Annotated in this window: 11 protein-coding genes; all 11 read left to right on the top strand. The window is 45.6% G+C overall.

The window, feature by feature from the left end; translation table 11 throughout:
• Positions 1-123: 123 nt before the first annotated feature.
• The 11 genes from HPT30_RS07030 (at position 124) to argH (ending at position 17,207) form a co-directional block, all read left to right on the top strand.
• The gene (locus HPT30_RS07030) at positions 124-1,218 is read left to right on the top strand and encodes a GntR family transcriptional regulator (RefSeq protein WP_175370712.1); all 1,095 of its coding nucleotides are present in this window, start codon (positions 124-126) and stop codon (positions 1,216-1,218) included.
• Between the two features lie 310 nt (positions 1,219-1,528).
• The gene (locus HPT30_RS07025) at positions 1,529-2,440 is read left to right on the top strand and encodes an ABC transporter permease (protein ID WP_066365077.1); all 912 of its coding nucleotides are present in this window, start codon (positions 1,529-1,531) and stop codon (positions 2,438-2,440) included.
• Positions 2,441-2,452: 12 nt separating this feature from the next.
• Complete coding sequence (locus tag HPT30_RS07020) at positions 2,453-3,343, top strand: carbohydrate ABC transporter permease (RefSeq protein WP_175370711.1); 891 nt, start codon at positions 2,453-2,455, stop codon at positions 3,341-3,343.
• A 122-nt stretch (positions 3,344-3,465) separates the two neighbouring features.
• A complete protein-coding gene (locus tag HPT30_RS07015) occupies positions 3,466-5,127 on the top strand; it encodes an extracellular solute-binding protein (protein ID WP_246316969.1) in 1,662 nt (553 codons plus the stop codon).
• A 79-nt stretch (positions 5,128-5,206) separates the two neighbouring features.
• On the top strand, positions 5,207-7,375 hold the full coding sequence (locus HPT30_RS07010; RefSeq protein ID WP_175370710.1) for a glycosyl hydrolase family 95 catalytic domain-containing protein: 2,169 nt from the start codon (positions 5,207-5,209) through the stop codon (positions 7,373-7,375).
• A gap of 792 nt (positions 7,376-8,167) precedes the next feature.
• Entirely contained in the window at positions 8,168-10,831 is a 2,664-nt protein-coding gene (locus tag HPT30_RS07005; RefSeq protein WP_175370709.1) for a glycoside hydrolase family 38 N-terminal domain-containing protein, read from the top strand.
• A gap of 277 nt (positions 10,832-11,108) precedes the next feature.
• Positions 11,109-12,068 (top strand): AraC family transcriptional regulator, encoded by a 960-nt coding sequence (locus HPT30_RS07000; RefSeq protein ID WP_175370708.1) that lies wholly within the window; start codon positions 11,109-11,111, stop codon positions 12,066-12,068.
• 140 nt (positions 12,069-12,208) lie between these two features.
• Entirely contained in the window at positions 12,209-13,105 is an 897-nt protein-coding gene (locus HPT30_RS06995) for an SDR family oxidoreductase (RefSeq protein WP_175370707.1), read from the top strand.
• A gap of 131 nt (positions 13,106-13,236) precedes the next feature.
• Positions 13,237-14,442, top strand: a complete 1,206-nt coding sequence (locus HPT30_RS06990; protein ID WP_246316968.1) for an MFS transporter — start codon at positions 13,237-13,239, stop codon at positions 14,440-14,442.
• A gap of 175 nt (positions 14,443-14,617) precedes the next feature.
• Positions 14,618-15,418 carry an aminoglycoside phosphotransferase family protein gene (locus tag HPT30_RS06985; protein ID WP_175370706.1) on the top strand — a complete coding sequence of 267 codons (801 nt, stop codon included), beginning with the start codon at positions 14,618-14,620 and terminating at the stop codon, positions 15,416-15,418.
• A 286-nt stretch (positions 15,419-15,704) separates the two neighbouring features.
• The gene (gene argH / locus HPT30_RS06980; RefSeq protein WP_175370705.1) at positions 15,705-17,207 is read left to right on the top strand and encodes an argininosuccinate lyase; all 1,503 of its coding nucleotides are present in this window, start codon (positions 15,705-15,707) and stop codon (positions 17,205-17,207) included.
• The last annotated feature ends 8 nt before the right edge of the window (positions 17,208-17,215 follow it).

Raw genomic sequence — 17,215 nt, 5'->3', positions numbered from 1 at the left:
CTTTCTTATCCATCCACAACTTCAGACGAGGTTGTGGATTTTGTTTTCTTGTATCAAGAAACTTGACACAGATTGGGGCGAAGGGTACAGTGAATGATAAGATTACATGAGGAGAATGAAGCTGTGGCTAAGTACTCGGTTATCAAAGAGGATATTAAGCAAAGGCTGATAAGCGGAGAGTGGACTGAGGGCTACAGGCTACCATCCAGCCGCGAGTTCGCCCAATATTATGAGTCTAGTGTGAATACGATTGAAAAGGCGATCAAGGAGCTCACGGAGGAAGGGTGGCTTATCCGGGATAGCCGCAGAGGAACCTTCATGAATAAAGAGAAGGAGATTTTGCAAGGTGGTACGCGTCTGGTGGCTGCTTTTGTGTTCGGCATCGATAATCCGATCTGGGCGACTGCACTGCGGGGAGTGGAAGATGCCTTGTTTCTACGGGGCTACCAGCTGCTAAGTTCAAGTGATGACCGGAATCTTGAAAAGCTGGAATCCCTCGTACGAGGGGCAGTCGAAAGAAAGGTAGAAGGGGTGATCCTAAGTCCCTTTATGAGTGAAGGACATGAAGAGATTAATAATCGGATCTTCTCCTTACTTCAGGATCACGGGATCAAATACATAAGCTTGGATCGGGTGGTCTACAACACAAGCATTCCGTATGTAACCAGCGATAATATTGCAGGCGCTTACAACCTGACCAAGCTGCTCATCGAACAAGGACATAGGCAAATGCTATTTATTAAAAATAGTAATATAAGCACGATCAATGAACGGCTTATGGGCTTCAAGCAGGCAATTGTTGACTCGGGACTGCCGTATTCGCATGAATTCGAAGTGTTTATTCCCACCAAGTATGAGGATTTCTCTGATGAATTTGACCATTATTGTGATGTTCTAGAGAGAAAAATGAAAGAAATGTCGTTCACGGCTGTATTTACTGCAAATGATCAAATTGCCGAGGCGGCCCTCCGTTCGTTACAAAGTATGAATGTTCGCGTACCTGAGGATGTATCGCTCGTCACCTATGATGCAGAAAATTTAAACCGCAGAATCAAATTAAATGTAACTGGAATCACACAGCCTTTTTATGAAATGGGACAATGTGCTGCCGGGTTATTGCTGAACATGATTGATGGCAACGAAGATCAGTTGTTTTACGGACAAGTATGCAAATCCAACATTTATATCGGGGAGACTGTTCGCTCGATAGGCACCTGAATGTTTTTATAATCTTGAAAGGTCAGCTTGTATCCAAATGAACATTTGGCACAAATTTGATAGCGGCTTTGTTGGAATTCCGTTGCGGACTTTCAATGAGGTCGCTTTTTTTCGTTTCTTACTTGGATAGTAATCAGTGAAATTAGAGTTTTGATATAGCTTCTGTATCATTTATTGTATCATTTATAATCTAAATATAAATCATATATTGACACAGATATTCAATGGTTGTATTCTTTGTTGTAAGCGGTAACAATTTCTTTTTCTAGAGAAGCTTTAAGTGCCAAGTTTTTGAAGGGGGAAAGCAGAGATGGTAACTTCACACAAGTTTTTCAAACGATTTTGGAAGCAACGTTACTTATTTTTAATGGTATTGCCTGGATTTTTGGTTGTACTGGTGTTTAGTTACTTTCCAATGTACGGGATACAGATCGCCTTCAAAAAGTATAGTGCGGTTCGAGGGATGTGGGGCAGTGAATGGGTAGGATTTAAGTACTTCATTTTATTCTTTCAAGATCCTATGGCAATGAGGGTACTTAAGAACACCATATTGTTAGGTATCTACTCCTTGTTATGGGGATTTCCCGCCCCGATCATTCTGGCCTTGCTATTCAACGAATTAAGGTTTCCTAAATTCAAAAAAGCGGTACAGACCATATCCTACTTGCCGCACTTTATTTCCACGGTCATTATTGTGGGTATTCTTCGGACCTTTACCGAGAGAGAAGGGTTGTTTAACAAAATTGCAGGTTGGTTCGGCGTCGATCCGATTGTGTTTCTGTCAGAGCCTGAATGGTTCAGGACCATATTTATCAGTTCAAACATATGGCAGGGGATCGGTTTTGGTACAATTTTGTACCTGGCGGCATTAAGCAGTGTTGATCCTACGCTATATGATGTTGCGAGTATTGACGGTGCAAACCGCTGGCAGAAGGTGCGAAATATTAACTGGCCGCATATCAAACCAACGACGATTATTTTGCTTATTTTGTCCCTTAGCGGGATTTTGGGTACGGATTTTCAGAAAATCCTTATGCTGTATAACCCGGACACCTATGAGGTTGCGGATGTTATTGGGACCTATCTTTACCGTGAAGGGATTATGGGGTCAAGATTTGAATATACGACCGCCATTGGGCTTTTCCAGTCCTTGGTTGCATTTATCTTGCTCATAGGAGCAAACATGTTAAGCCGTAAAGTATCAGACACAAGTATTTGGTAGGGGGTGCGGGACATGGTAGGTAAAGAAAGTATTGGTTCAAAAATATTTGATGTGTTCAATATTTTGTTGATGCTGCTGCTATGTGTGGTCATGCTATATCCATTCTTGCACGTCATTGCAGTTTCTTTAAGCAGTTCTGAACCTATTCTTAGAGGGGATATTACGATTTTTCCGAAGGGCTTTAATGTAGGCGGTTACAAATATATTTTCCAGGACCCATTTCTGTATTCGGGCTACGCGCATTCCATTATATATGCACTGGGTTCCACCTTGTTCATGCTGACTTTTACCTCATTAATGGCGTATCCGCTGACGCTCCCGGACTTCATGGCCAAAAAATTTCTTTCGATCTTTCTGGTCATTACGATGTTCTTTAGTGGCGGCTTGATCCCTTCTTATTTGCTCGCACGGAGTCTTCATTTGCTTGATACCTATTGGATCATGATTATCCCCGGCTGTGTATCTGCGTTTAATGTATTTTTGTTCAGGTCCTTTTATCAATCCATACCAGCCGATTTGCGCGAATCCGCTGTTATTGATGGGGCTAACGATATTCAAATCTTAACCAAAATTTATTTGCCGCTCTCCAAGCCGCTTCTGGCGACATTTGCTCTATTCGGCATTGTTGGCAGCTGGAATGGATGGTTTGAAGCACTGGTGTATCTTCAGGACGAGAATAAGTATCCATTACAGTTGATCCTAAGAAAATATTTATTCTCCCTTTCCTTCGATTCCGGAACCGGAACAGAAGTCATGCAAGCGATGCTGGCACAAATGAATGTGAATGCGAAAAATATTCAAATGGCGATTGTTGTTATTGCGATGTTCCCCATCATGGTGATCTATCCGTTCCTCCAAAAATATTTTGTGAAAGGTGTCATGATTGGTGCTGTTAAAGGTTGATTTTCCGAGGCAGCTGAGAGGAGTGGTGGTTATTAGAAAAGAGACCTGAGCATAGCGGCATAGCACGTACCCTGTAATTGTTAATGAAAGACAAAAAGATGACTATGTTTTCAGGAGGGGTAATGATGAGACAACGCTTCAAATTATCTTCTTTATTGCTTGCAGGTGTATTAAGCGTAGGAACCATCTTGGCAGGATGCAGCTCTAACGCTACTTCCACAAATTCGGGAAACAGTGACACTGCGGAGCAAGCTGGAACGCTAAGCTTTTCTGTAACCTTACCTTCCTTTGGCGCCAAAATAGAAGATTCTATGGTGCACAAGGAATGGATTAAACAGATGGAAGCGCTAACGGGTAAGAAATTGGACATTAAATATAATTACATCCCGATTGGCGAATACGAGGAGAAATCCAAGCTGCTGCTGGCGAGCGGTGATACGACAGATTTGTTCATGGTCATGAGCAAAGACCTCTTTAAGCAATATGAAACAGAGGGCACGTTCCTGGAGCTGAGCGAGTATAAAGACCTTCTGCCTAACTATATGAGCTTAATCGACCAAGCGACCGATGGGAAAATCAAGGCGATCCGCTCAGATGGACAGTTCTATGGATTATGGAATATTGACCTTCCAAGGCAAGCAAAAGATAAAGGTATGGGCGTATACTCGCCGGTAACCTATCGATATGATATTTTTCAAAAGGAAGGTATCAATATTCCAAGCACGATCGATGAGCTGTATGCAGCCGCAAAAACGTTAAAAGAGAAATATCCGAACTCCTACCCGGTGAATACGCAAAGCGGTTCTTTCGATCCACTCTTTTATGCTAACCACAATGGAGGCACATCCATCTATTGGAACGGAAAAAATTATGTTTACGGACCGTTCGAAGAATCGTATAAGGAAGCGCTGCAGTTTGCCAATAAGCTGTATGCGGATAAGCTGCTAGATCCTGAGGTGTTCTCGGATAAAACCGATGCTATTAAGAAAAAAGCAATGAGCGGCACGAACTTCATTTTGCTGTCCAACTGGTTTACCTTCCCGGGTGACTGGAATCGCGCATCAACGGGAGGGGAGAAGTTCGTCATTTCGCTATTCCCCGATAATCCGAAATACGGGAAAGCATGGCAAAGTGTGAACGACTTCAGCTCCGTCGGAGTTAGCTCGGGTGCGGTGATGGTGGTCAGTCCGAAGGCTAAGAATGTGAAGGATTTAGTGAAGCTGTTGGATTTGCAATATAAACCGGAAATTATAAACCTGATTACTTGGGGGATTGAAGGTACGAGCTACACCAAAGATGCCAGCGGCAAACCAACCTTTGTGGATTCGATTAAACATGCGGAGAACCCATGGATTGAAGGCGATAAATACGGAACGAGATCAAGCAGCTCCTACCGTCCTGGTCTGCAAATGGCCATTGATACGAGAGCATTCGTTGATTTTGCGCCTAAGGACTCAGGTATTGTAGATGGCAAACTGGTTGAAGAACCATGGGAAACTGCGTTCCAAAATATGCCGTTCCCTAATGATTACGTACCTCCAATGATTTTCGAGCCTAGCCTTGAATTTACAGATGATGAACGCGAGCAGATCACCTCAGTCATGTCGCCGGTAAATACGTATGTAGCAGAGATGCAGAACAAATTCGTGAATGGCAAAGAAAGCTTTGATAAATGGGCTGATTTCCAGGCTAAGATTAAGAAAACAGGCGATCTCGATAAAGTTCTTAAGATCTATGACGATGCGTTGAAGAGATATGAGGAAAGACGTGCAGCGAATAAATAATTAGCGATCATGCCCGCTATGTTCCTTCTAGGGGGGCGGGCATGATTTTGAACATTAAAAACTGGTGGTGGAACCTTACATGGAAGCTGTGGAATGGAAACAAAGAGTGGAGAAGTATAAGGGAATCTTTACGGAGCCTCCGAAAATTGTCCCTACAGACAAGGTCGTCGATAGCCCGGTCATTGGCAATGGCGATCTCGGTGTCACTATTAGCGGAAAGCCTGAACAGCAGCGCATATGGATCTCGAAAAATGATTTCTGGAAAGCGCAGCTGATGTATTCGAATGGTAGCCCGTGCTTGCTCGGCGGGATTGATGTTCATATACCCGATCTGGCCAATGCTTCGTATTATAGCGAGCAGCGACTGGATGAAGCAACTATTGTATCGACATTTCATGGAGCGGCAGCGTCGGTCAAGATGACCTCCTGGATTTCATCCCTGGAAAATGTGTTAATCGTGGAGCTGAGCAGTGAAAAGCAAGCCGTTTCCGTTACGCTGGATCTGTGGGTGCAGACCGGAAATGGCTCGGAAACGGAGCAGGGACAGGATGGCGATACTGCGTGGGCGGTACGTAAATTTACCGGTGAAGGCATCGAATGGCCAACGGAAGGCGCTATTGCTATGTGCAGCTCGTCAGGAAGTCATTCCTTTGAACTACAGCCTGGAACCAAACAATATATCGTTGCCTCCGTGGTGACGAACCATGATGAGTACAACTACTTACAGGAGTCGATTAGCAGAGCGGGTCTTATCGACGAGAAGCGGATTGCTTCGCTGCGTTCAGAGCACACCGACTGGTGGAGCGGGTTCTGGGCAAAGTCTGCCATTGAAATCGGGGATGAACTGCTAGAGAAGTTCTGGTACGGCTCCCATTATATTATGGCTTGCTGCAGCCGCAACAAGAAGTTCGCGCCAGGATTATTCGGCAATTGGATCACGACAGATAACCCGGAATGGGCGGGAGACTATCATTTGAATTACAATTACCAGGCTCCTTGGTGGGGCGTGTATTCGTCCAACCACATTGAGCTGAGTGAACCGTATGATACACCGCTGCTGGAGTATATGGTGAACGGTCGCCGGTATGCAGAGGAGTATTTGGGATGTAGAGGGATCTATTACGATGTTGGTATTGGCCCGAAAGGGTTACCTACAGCACTATGTAATACGCCTTATGAGAACGGACACATGTTTTTGGGGCAGAAGAGTAATTCGGCGCTAAGTACAGTCAACATGCTGATGCGGTTTTACTATACGTATGATTTGGAATATGCCCGCTTCGTTTACCCGTTCATGATTGAGGTGGCGAATTTCTGGGAGGATTACCTGACCTTCGAGGATGGCCGTTACGTGATTTACCGTGATGCCATTCATGAAGTCGGAACCTATACAGAGTCGCATGACAATGAGGATTGGGACCGCGGCCTGGAGGATATGAATCCTATTCTTTCATTAGCGCTTATTCGGATGCTATTCAAAGGGCTGCTCGATATTTCTGGGCAATTGCAGCTTGATGGGGATCGTCATGAGAAGTGGACTCATATCTTGGAGCATATCAGCGATTATCCGACGTTTGAGCGCGAAGGGAAAACGATATTCCGCTTAACGGAGCAAGGACATGAATGGTGGGGGGACAATACGCTCGCCATCCAGCACATATGGCCTGCTGGCGGGATTGGCCTAGATTCAGATCCACAGCTTCTGCAGATTGCCAAGGATACGATTACGGTGTTGAACCGCTGGACGGATTATAACGGCTTTCCAACCATATTCACCGCCGCCGCGCGTGTCGGTTATGATCCTGAGACTATTCTTCGCGAGCTCCGCCGCCAATGCTCGGAGCATAGCTTTCCGAATCTGTTTATTTTCTTCGGCGGAGGGGGCATTGAATGCTGTAGTGGCGTACCTTCTGCTATCAACGAAATGCTGCTGCAAAGCCATGAGCAGGTGATCAAGCTGTTCCCGGTTTGGCCGCAGGAGAAGGCTGCCCGTTTCCATAACCTGAGAGCCGTTGGAGCATTTCTTGTATCTAGCGAGCTGTCGGAAGGAAAGGTGACGTATATTGACCTTACTAGTGAGAAGGGCAGGATCTGCAGCATCTTGAATCCATGGTCAAACGGCGAGTTCTCTATTATAGAAAAAGATGGCGCTGGTGATCAGCAAAGGGAAGTTGAGTGGCAGTTGTCTGGGAACATCATCTCTTTTAATACAGAAGCCGGCAAGTCTTATAGGCTGCTGGGACATTAGATATAAAACTACTATACAAGATGAACAAAAGATAGTAACGAAAGCGATGAGGAACGAAGGGGGAAGTTTGGAACTGTAGGAGCGAAAGTGATCGCCTGAAAGCTTTCCACCGGAAAGCTCGCATCGGAAGCATACGTTGTCTCCAGATTTCAACCGCTAGAAGCGGTATATTCCCCTTCACTAGTCGCCATACAGTGAAAAAAGAGGGCCATCTCCTCAACTAAAGGCATTTTTGTACCTTATTTTTCTTTAATATAGGTAAATAAGGGTAATAAGGGCGTTTTTGTATCTTGTTTTGGAAAAAACACGCTCGATGGGCTATTATGGAAGATTTAAGGTACAATATTGCACTTAATCTCCACTAACCCCTAACTGCAGAGGATTTAAGGTACGAAAATGCCGTTAATTACACTTTGATCCTTCTTATATAAGCTCTCTTTTTTCTTGGCTATGTTTGTTTTGTGAATTCGTTCTATGTAGATATAAAAATTCTATATAAGACGAGTAAAAGAAAACAACAAATAGCGAGAAGGAATGGAGGGGGAAGTTTGGAACTGTAGGAGCGAAAGCGATCGCCTGAAAGCTTTCCACAGGAGCCCGCACCGGAAGCATACGCTGTCTCCAGATTTCAACCGCTAGAAGCGGTCTAATCAAAGAAATCTGGGGACAACAGCGGCCGAAAGTCCAAACGTTTTCCGCAATGATGATCAAACCCCGTGTAAGAATTCTAAGTTCAATCTATATAGTTACGCAGTAACGAGAGCAAATCTAAGCATGTCAGGAGGAAAGTCTGTGTCAAAAATTAAAGAAATACTTGTGCTTCACCACAGCCATTTGGATATCGGCTATACTCATGCGCAGCCTATTCTACTGGAGCTGCAAAAGAAATATATCGATCAGGCCCTGCAATTATGCGAAGCGACCGAGAATTGGGCGGAGGAGAATAAATTCCGCTGGACCTGTGAATCCGGTTACCCTGTGCTGAGGTGGCTGGAAGATGCAACCGAAAAACAGGTTGAGCAGTTCCGCCGTTATCTGCACAATGGGCAAATGAGCATCTCCGCTTCGTTCCTGCATACAACACCGCTTGTGAGTGCGGAGCAAACGGCTCGTATGCTGCAGCCCATCAAGGAGCTGCGCAGCCGATTTGGGATCGATATCACCACGGCTATTCACCATGATGTCAATGGTCAGCCGTGGCCTTACAGCCAATTGCTGCTTGATGCCGGTGTAGAGTTCTTCATCATGGGAATCAACATCCATATGGGTACCGTTCCCTTCAAAAGGCCGAACGCTTTCCACTGGGAGACGCCTGATCATAGAAAGCTGCTGACGTTCAACGGTGAGCATTATTCTCTGTTCAGCCAAATTTGTAATGTAAACGATAAAAACACGGAGCTTATGGCGGAAGGTCTTGCCCAATATTTAAAGAAGATCGAGGATAATCCAGACTATCCATTCGATTTCGTCTATTTAACCGCAACCAATCTGCCGCTATACGATAACAACCCGCCGGATCAGGATTTGGCAGACCTCATCAAACAATGGAACAGTGAGTCGCGCGAACAGCGAATTTCATTCGTGACGCCGGAGCAGCTGTACGCAAGGGTACGCAAGCATACGGAGGAGCTTCCTACATATGCCGGGGATTGGACAGACTATTGGAACTTTGGTTCCGGCAGTGCAGCCAAGGAAACGAAGCTGAATCGCCGCACGAAGCAAGGGATGAAGGCAGTCGAGCTGCTGGAAGCCTTCCAAGGGGAGGCCGATGGAAGATATCCGGCGATCAAACGGCAAGCTTGGGAGCAAATCCATTTATACGACGAACACACCTGGGGGGCATTTAACGCCATCGCCGATCCCGATCATTTGAATGTTGATATTCAATGGGCACACAAAGCGCACTACGCGTACCAAGGCAATAGTCTAACTGGCTACTTGCTTGGAAGCCAACTGGAGCAGCTCACCGCAAATCCGATTCAGGGGGATAACCCCGAGGGGATTATGCTTGTGAACTATTCATCGGCTCCAATCAAGCATGACCTGCGGGTTCCTTCAAGCTTTCGAGCGCCTGGACGGCATCTGAGCGCCGACAGAATGAGGCAAGTGCTTATGAACAACGATCGTCTTACTGGCGGAGAGAGCTATGGCGTGATTGAACTGCCGCCGTTCAGCTGGCGTAAAATTCCGTTCGATAAGCTGCAGAAGGCGGAGCAGGCTGCAAATCTTGAAGCTTTTCCCGGCTCCAAGGAGCAATGGAACGATCCGTTTAGTGCGATGAATCGGGGATTTGAAATCAAAGTACTAGACGGTCATATTGAGTCTCCGTATCACCGGATACAATTCGATCCCGTTCGGGGAAGAATTCTGAGCTTGTATGACAAGCAAAACGGCTGGGAAACGCTTGATTTGTCCAGTCCGTGGACGTTGTTCCAATATGTTCAGGAGACGATTGACACGACCGCTGCTGAAAATAGCAGACAAACTATTTTTTCGCGGGATGTTGAGAAAGGCAATAATAGCATCAGCTGCTGGAATAACGACTGGCCTGCCGCAAGGCAGACGTATTCCCGCTTGCTCGACTGTTTCGTTGAGCAGGGAGCAAATGATGCAACACTGGTGCTGCGGTGGGATGCGCCTGGCGTGGATAATCTGGAGCAGCGCTTCACGCTATTCAGCTACCGTCCGGAGATTGAGATCAAAGTATCTTATATGAAGCAAGACATCACCACTCCGGAAGGAACGTATTTCGCGATTCCGCTCAATTTGCGAGACTGGCGATGCTTCTACGATACTGCCGGACAGCTTGTGGAGCTGGATGAGCAGCAGCTGCCGGGTGTATGCAGAGATTTTGTGACCGTGGACAAAAGCGTTTCCCTATTCGACGGCGACCATGGTGTAACACTGGTTTGCCCCGATGCGCCTTTGGTGCAAGTAGGGGATTTCAATTTCGGCAGAGAGCACAAGCAAATTGACAAGTCGGGCAATCCCTTACTGTTGGCTTGGCCTATGAATAACTACTGGGAAACGAACTTTAGAGCGCGCCAGCCTGGTTTTAATTCTTTTACTTATGTGCTGTCGACTTATCGTGCATTCGAACCATCAGCCATTACTGAAGCTTCCACTCAAGGTGTATCACAAATCTATGCCACGCCTGTTCTGGATTGCAAGCAGGAAGAAGCAGGGCAATTCATCACTTTTGAGGGTGAACATGTTCATATTTTCGATGTGAAACCGGCGGAGATAAGTAAGGGCATCATTGTGCGGGTAAGGAATGTGAAGGAGGACAATGCAGAGGCTCGCTTGAGCTTTCCAGGCAGAGTGATTGCGGAAGCGTACGAGTCCAATGTTCTGGAGGAGCAGCTGAATCCATTGGCTACCCAGGATGTAGGCACGTTACACATCAACCTTGGTGCCAAGCAAGTGCGGCATTTGCTGGTTATATTAGAAGCATAGGGTTAAGAAAGACGAAAAACGAATTTTCACCGGAGTAGCCTATTGTCTGGAGAATCGGTAAATGTAAAAAAAACCTTCAAGCGGATGCCTTGTGATTGCAGCATGGCATTACCGCTTGAAGGTTTTTTTCTATGAGAAGCAACTTTAAAATTATACTGATATAAACTTTTATGAAATTGTATTATTGTTTACATAGTCCCATTTCTAATGGACCGGGATACATGTCAAAACATATGAAACAATACAGGATAGAGCCATTGGAGGTGCTATTGTACTTATGACATTCCAATCCGAACATACATTGGCTATACCTGCGAACGGTAGCATCAAGGAATCGCTTGCTGTAGAGACGCTTCGCTTGGCCAAGTTGATTAGTGACCATACTCCGTATGATGGGACCTTTAGACAACGTATTCCTGCTTTGTCTGTGGGCCGTTATTCTGCAGCAAGTAAGGACGAGGTCAAATCTTTCGACTTGCCCTCCATGTTAATTGTTGCACAAGGGGCTAAGACAGTGACAGTGGGGCAAGAGGTCTATCAATTCGCTCAATCGCAAATCCTTATGCTCCCTGTTGCGCTGCCGATTGCTTTGAAGGTTACTCACGCTAGCCGCTCGGAGCCTTATTTAAGTGTGAAGCTGGTACTTGACCCGCAAAAAATTGCTGAATTAGCGCTCAGAGTATATCCAAATGGAGTGCCTGCCGTAACGAAATGGAGTGCCGGTTATGTTCTTAATGCCGATGCAGGAATGATTAACGCTACCTCAAGGCTTGTAGAATGTCTAACCAATACCAGTGATGCCGAATTGCTCGGCCCCCTTGTAATGGATGAGATTTTGCTACGTGTTCTGCGCAGTCCTATTGGAGCTCGGATCGCTGAACTTGGTTTTGCAGGTTCGGAAGTCAATCTGGTTACGAAGGCGGTCGCTTGGCTCCGTAATCATTATTCCCATCCCATGAAAGTTGCGGAATTGGCGGAAATGGCACATATGAGTGAGTCTACTTTTCGTGTGCACTTTAAGTCCATTACTTCAATGAGTCCCCTACAATATCAAAAAGCACTTCGTCTGCATGAAGCGAGACGGTTAATGGTATCTGGAGCAATGGACGCGACAACAGCCTGCAATCTAGTAGGCTATGCTAGTCCCTCGCAATTTAATCGGGATTACAGCCGCTTTTTTGGAAATCCGCCCAAAAGAGACATTGCAGGATTACGTCAACAACTTCCGTTGAAATAGGCAACAAGTGAACCAGAACAGGCAATTCTTAGGTCAGTATATCTTCTAAAATTAAATTATCCTTGAAACCACGAATTCCGATTACGTCATCATCTTTTCGTCGATTCAAGTAGATTTAATATTTAGAGGAGGATCTCATAATGCGTATTTTTGTAACTGGAGCGACTGGTTTCATCGGCTCTGCCGTTGTAAATGAATTGTTAACAGCAGGGCATGAAGTCATTGGTTTGGCTCGCTCGGAAGAAGCGGCTAGTGCTCTTCTTAAAGCCGGGGTAACTGTACACCGTGGTTCTTTGGATAATCCCGAAAGTCTTAGAAGCGGTGCAGAAGCAGCGGATGGTGTCATTCATACGGCCTTCAACCACGACTTTTCTAACATGACAGGTGCTGGAGTCACAGACCTGCGTGCAGTTCAGACTTTCGGTGAAGTGCTTGCCGGTTCTGGCCGCCCTTTGGTTGTTACTTCCGTAATTGGCCATCTTGCACCAAGTAGAATTAACACTGAGGAAGATGCTCCTGATGCCAGCACTGCGGGTAAGCACCGTATTGCTTCTGAAGAAGAGGCTCTATCCTTGGCTTCTAAGAACGTACGTGTATCCGTATTGAGACTACCACCTTCAGTACACGGCGCTGGTGACCGCGGCGGTTTTGTTCCGGCATTGATTAATGTCGCTCGTCGTACAGGTGCCTCAGCTTATGTGGGCGAAGGTGCAAACCGTTGGGCTGCTGTACACCGTCTGGATGCAGCGCGACTTTACCGACTGGCAGTTGAAGCTGCACCTGCAGGCTCCAAGCTGCATGCAATCGCCGAGGAAGGTGTGTCCATTCGTGAGATTGCTGAAGTCATCGGTCGCCACCTCGATTTGCCTGTGATCAGCAAGTCAGTTGAAGATGCTCCTGGTCACTTTGGTTGGCTGACTCATTTCGCTTCGCAAAACATCCAGGCTTCGAGTAAGTTGACCCAAGAAATGCTCGGATGGAAGCCTGAGCATGCGGATCTCCTGCGTGACCTGGAAGGAAATTATTTCAAAAATTGATCTAGAACGACAAGTTTTGTAGGATCGCCTTACGGCATAAACTTGAACTGGCCCCTTCCGCTAATCCAGCGAAGGGGGCTTTTGATGTAAGCCCCGCAGGGGCGTCATCTTTTAAAAAAAGAGGTGTTCTTATGAACCAAGCAATATCAGCTAATCATCCCTCCAGAAATTATACCGCCATGACCATGATTCTGTGTTGGGCAGGCATGGTTATCATGTCTAGCCTGTACGTTACCCTTCCGCTCATTCCCTTGTTCTCGGATGTCTTTGGAGTATCTTCCACGCAGGCTGCAACTGCAGGCAGTATCTTCTCGTTGGGATTTGCGATAGGTTGTCTTATCTATGGTCCATTATCTGAAAAATATGGCCGCAAGAGTGTTATATTTATCGGATTAATTGCGTTAACCTGCATATCTTTGCTTATTGGCCTGGTCCGCGATTTTTCCTGGATCATTGTATTACGTGGGTTTCAGGGGGCGGCTGCAGCAACGTTCTCTCCTGTTGCACTTGCCTATGCTGTTGAAATGTTCCCTGCGCAAAAACGGGTCACGGCGATCGGGTTCATTACAACCGGATTTATGGTAGCCGGAATCGTTGGACAAGTGATGAGTGGAATTGTTAGCCAATATTATGGATGGAACGCCATTTTTTATTTTTTGGCAGTGGTTTATTCCATTACTGCTATCCTGGTCTTGAAATTCCTACCTAAAGCGGATTTTCAGAATCCAAATTCCAGTATCCTGGATCCGATTCGAAACATAGGGAAATTATTTGCCCGTAAGAACCTCATACTAGCTTATTTAGTAGCGCTGGTACTTTTGATGTCGTTCGTAAGTATGTCGACTGTTTTGGGCACCTATTTGAGCAGCTCGACATTTGGGTTAAGCAAACAGGAGATTTTATACGTTCGTTCCGCTGGTGTGTTAGGGATGTTGCTTTCACCCTTTGCAGGAATGCTTGCTGAGCGTTTCGGCACAATGAAGATATTGCGTGGAGGATTATTATTAGCTGTACTCGGGCTTGCCTCTTTAGGTCTAATCTCAAACTTAACGTTGCTTGTGATTATGAGCGTCATCTTTATTGCGGGAATCGCTCTTGTAGGTCCAGCTCTCATATCTCTTGTGGGTCAGTTTGGTGGGCAATCGCGTGGCATCGCGGTATCTGTTTATACGTTTATCCTGTTTGCGGGAACGAGTTTAGGGCCAATTATTGCGATTCAGTGCATGAGAACGGACAACTTCTCGCTCACCTTTATTTTGTTGGCACTTGTGCTGGGGATCGGATTCTTGGCTTCTTGCCTGATTCGTAACGATGCTGCCAAAGAGGTCGGAAGCTGATGGAAAGAGTCGTTTTTACGCTAACGGGCAGTTAGCCTGTGATCTGCTAGGGTCATGAATGTTTAATTATAATTGTTTTTGATCAGTGAAAATCGGTAACATTTTGCTATTATCAGGTGAGAACCTCAGGTGAAATCTGCAATGATCATGCATGAAGAAGCGAGGAATGAACCTTATGACTCAAGAAGAAGTGTTGAGTGGCGGAAATGTAAACCATATAGTTCGTATAGGAGACACTGTTCGTCGCCCTATAGGATATTGGAGTTCAAGTGTTCATGAACTGCTCAAACATTTAGAAAGACAAGGCTTTGAGGGAGCACCAAGATTTCTCGGAATCGATGACTCCGGCCGTGAAATGTTGACATTTGTTAGTGGAGATATTAATCAGCCGGAGCTTGAAACGTACACATGGTGGACGGACGAAACGCTTGTGGGCTTGGCTCAACTTTTACGTCAGTTCCATGATGGGACTGTGTCCTTTACACCCAGTAGTGAGGCCAAATGGCAGCTTATATATGCTAATGATGCCGAGCACGAAGTGATCTGCCATAATGATGCAGCGTTTTATAACCTTGTCTTTAGGAATGGTCAGCCGGCGGCGCTGATTGATTTTGATATGGCAGGCCCAGGTCCACGCCTGTGGGACATTGCATATACCCTGTACACATCGATACCGCTTGGCGATTTCATGCCTGACTTTTCTTCGGGGAAAATCGAAATAGTAACCTATCAGCATGAAAAACATGCTGCAGAGCGCCGTCGGCGAATTCATTTGTTTTTTGAATCTTATGGTATACCCGTTCCTAATAATCTGCGGGAATGGATTATTGAACGATTGATTGTTCTATGTGATACGATAAAAAAATTTGCTGCTAACGGAAACCAGGCTTTTCAAAAAATGATTGATGAGGGACAGTTGGCTCACTATGAGAATGTGATTACATTTGTAGACGATCATTTCGATGATTGGATATAGAAATCGAATATTGAGCTAACGAGGACTGCTTCATAAATAACTGAGAAATATACTCACCAATCTCACAATTTTTATATACTCATATTTTGTTATAAAAAAAGTATTGTAAATAATTTCAAATGGTGCTATCATCCTTTTCATATCATTCCAATAAGAATAATACACATTCAACCGGACAGCCGGAGATGTCGCACACTTGCGATTTTCTCTGGCTGTTTTTATTTTCTCTGTCATTTATCTTTCCGCTATTGATCGTAACAGCGTTTATAAAGGGAGGTCCTATAATTTGGTCATTAGAAGGCATGGACAAGAGGAGGGAAACCAGTTTCCGAGTAAGACCTATGTGGAAGCGGTGCTGGAGCCCGCCTACAATCATGCGAAGCAAGAGCTGCTCTTACCGATGATTGCAGTACATAAAGCACATCTCGTAATGCTATATGAGCAAAGTCTACTATCCAAAAAGGATTCCGCGAACATAGCGAAGGCATTGCTCAACATTGATTTGGAACAATTCAGAGAAGGAAATTATAACGGACAGTTTGAGGATTTATTCTTTGAAGTTGAGGATAAGCTTCTGAAATTATCGGATGAATCTTCAAGTAATCTGCATCTTGCACGCAGTCGCAACGATATGGGGATTGCCATTTACCGAATTACATTACGGCAAAAGCTGCTTCTAACACTTCACTCTGCGCTTGAACTACATGCTAGCCTGCTTGATTTTGCCGGGAAACATACGGACACAATCTTTATCGCCCATACTCATACCCAGCAAGCACAGCCTACTACAATCGCCCATTATATCGCCGCGGTAAGTGATTCACTGGCCCGGGATATTCGCAGGCTTCAGGCTGCTTATGCCAACTGTAATTTAAGTAGTCTGGGAGCGGCTGCTCTAACTACGTCAGGCTATGACATCAATCGAGAACGTGTGGCAGAGCTGCTGGGGTTTGATGGACTCATCGAGAACTCTTATGACGCGGTAAGTGGGGCGGATTATGTTGCTGAGATTGCTTCTGGTACGCAGCTGGCAGCGATTAATCTCGGACGTTTCGTTCAAGAGCTATTGCTGTGGTGTACTCAGGAATTTGCAGTTATAAAGGTTGCTGCCCCTTATGTACAAATCAGTTCGATTATGCCGCAAAAGAGAAACCCTGTCTCGATTGAGCACATTCGCTCATTATTATCCAGCGTTGCTGGGTCCTCACAAACCGTACTCACGATGATTCATAACACCCCTTTTGGCGATATCGTAGACACGGAGGATGATCTGCAGCCCTACGCCTGGAAAAGCCTTGATACGCTTGAGGTTATCTATAGGCTGCTGTCAAAGGTGATTGACTCCTTGGAAGTTAATAAAGACGTACTGAAGAAGCGTGCTGGGGCCAGCTTTGCAACCGTAACGGAGCTTGCAGACACCCTAGTAAGAGAAGAAGAAATCCCTTTCCGCCATGCTCACAAGATTGTTAGTAGGCTCGTGTCACAGGCCGTTGAACAAGGGAAAGGAGTTGGGGAATTAGACCTGCAATCCCTTAATGAGATCGCAATCCATACGATTGGCGTCCCTCTGAAGCTAAGTGAGGAGAAGTTTAAGCTAGCTTTAGAACCTGAGCATTTTGTCAACATCCGCAAGCTTAGAGGAGGACCAAGTCCGAGTGAAATCAAACGGGCATTAGAAGCTCAACACGGCAGGCTGCACAGCTTGGAAGAGTGGCTTAGTGAACGAGAAACACATGTAGCGACCGCCTCAGCACAGCTCGATGATAGTTTAACCAATTTTATAAGATGAACAAAAGA

This window comes from Paenibacillus agri (assembly GCF_013359945.1).
Classification (GTDB): domain Bacteria; phylum Bacillota; class Bacilli; order Paenibacillales; family Paenibacillaceae; genus Paenibacillus_AQ; species Paenibacillus_AQ agri.
Note: the sequence above shows the minus strand (reverse complement) of the source record. Positions and strands in the feature narration are given on the sequence as shown.

Bases quoted from the DNA above. Each gene is read 5' to 3' on its own strand.
- HPT30_RS07025 (WP_066365077.1), top strand. From the start codon at position 1,529: ATGGTAACTTCACACAAGTTTTTCAAACGATTTTGGAAGCAACGTTAC.
- HPT30_RS07020 (WP_175370711.1), top strand. From the start codon at position 2,453: ATGGTAGGTAAAGAAAGTATTGGTTCAAAAATATTTGATGTGTTCAAT.
- HPT30_RS07015 (WP_246316969.1), top strand. From the start codon at position 3,466: ATGATGAGACAACGCTTCAAATTATCTTCTTTATTGCTTGCAGGTGTA.
- HPT30_RS07010 (WP_175370710.1), top strand. From the start codon at position 5,207: ATGGAAGCTGTGGAATGGAAACAAAGAGTGGAGAAGTATAAGGGAATC.
- HPT30_RS07000 (WP_175370708.1), top strand. From the start codon at position 11,109: ATGACATTCCAATCCGAACATACATTGGCTATACCTGCGAACGGTAGC.
- HPT30_RS06995 (WP_175370707.1), top strand. From the start codon at position 12,209: ATGCGTATTTTTGTAACTGGAGCGACTGGTTTCATCGGCTCTGCCGTT.
- HPT30_RS06990 (WP_246316968.1), top strand. From the start codon at position 13,237: ATGAACCAAGCAATATCAGCTAATCATCCCTCCAGAAATTATACCGCC.
- HPT30_RS06985 (WP_175370706.1), top strand. From the start codon at position 14,618: ATGACTCAAGAAGAAGTGTTGAGTGGCGGAAATGTAAACCATATAGTT.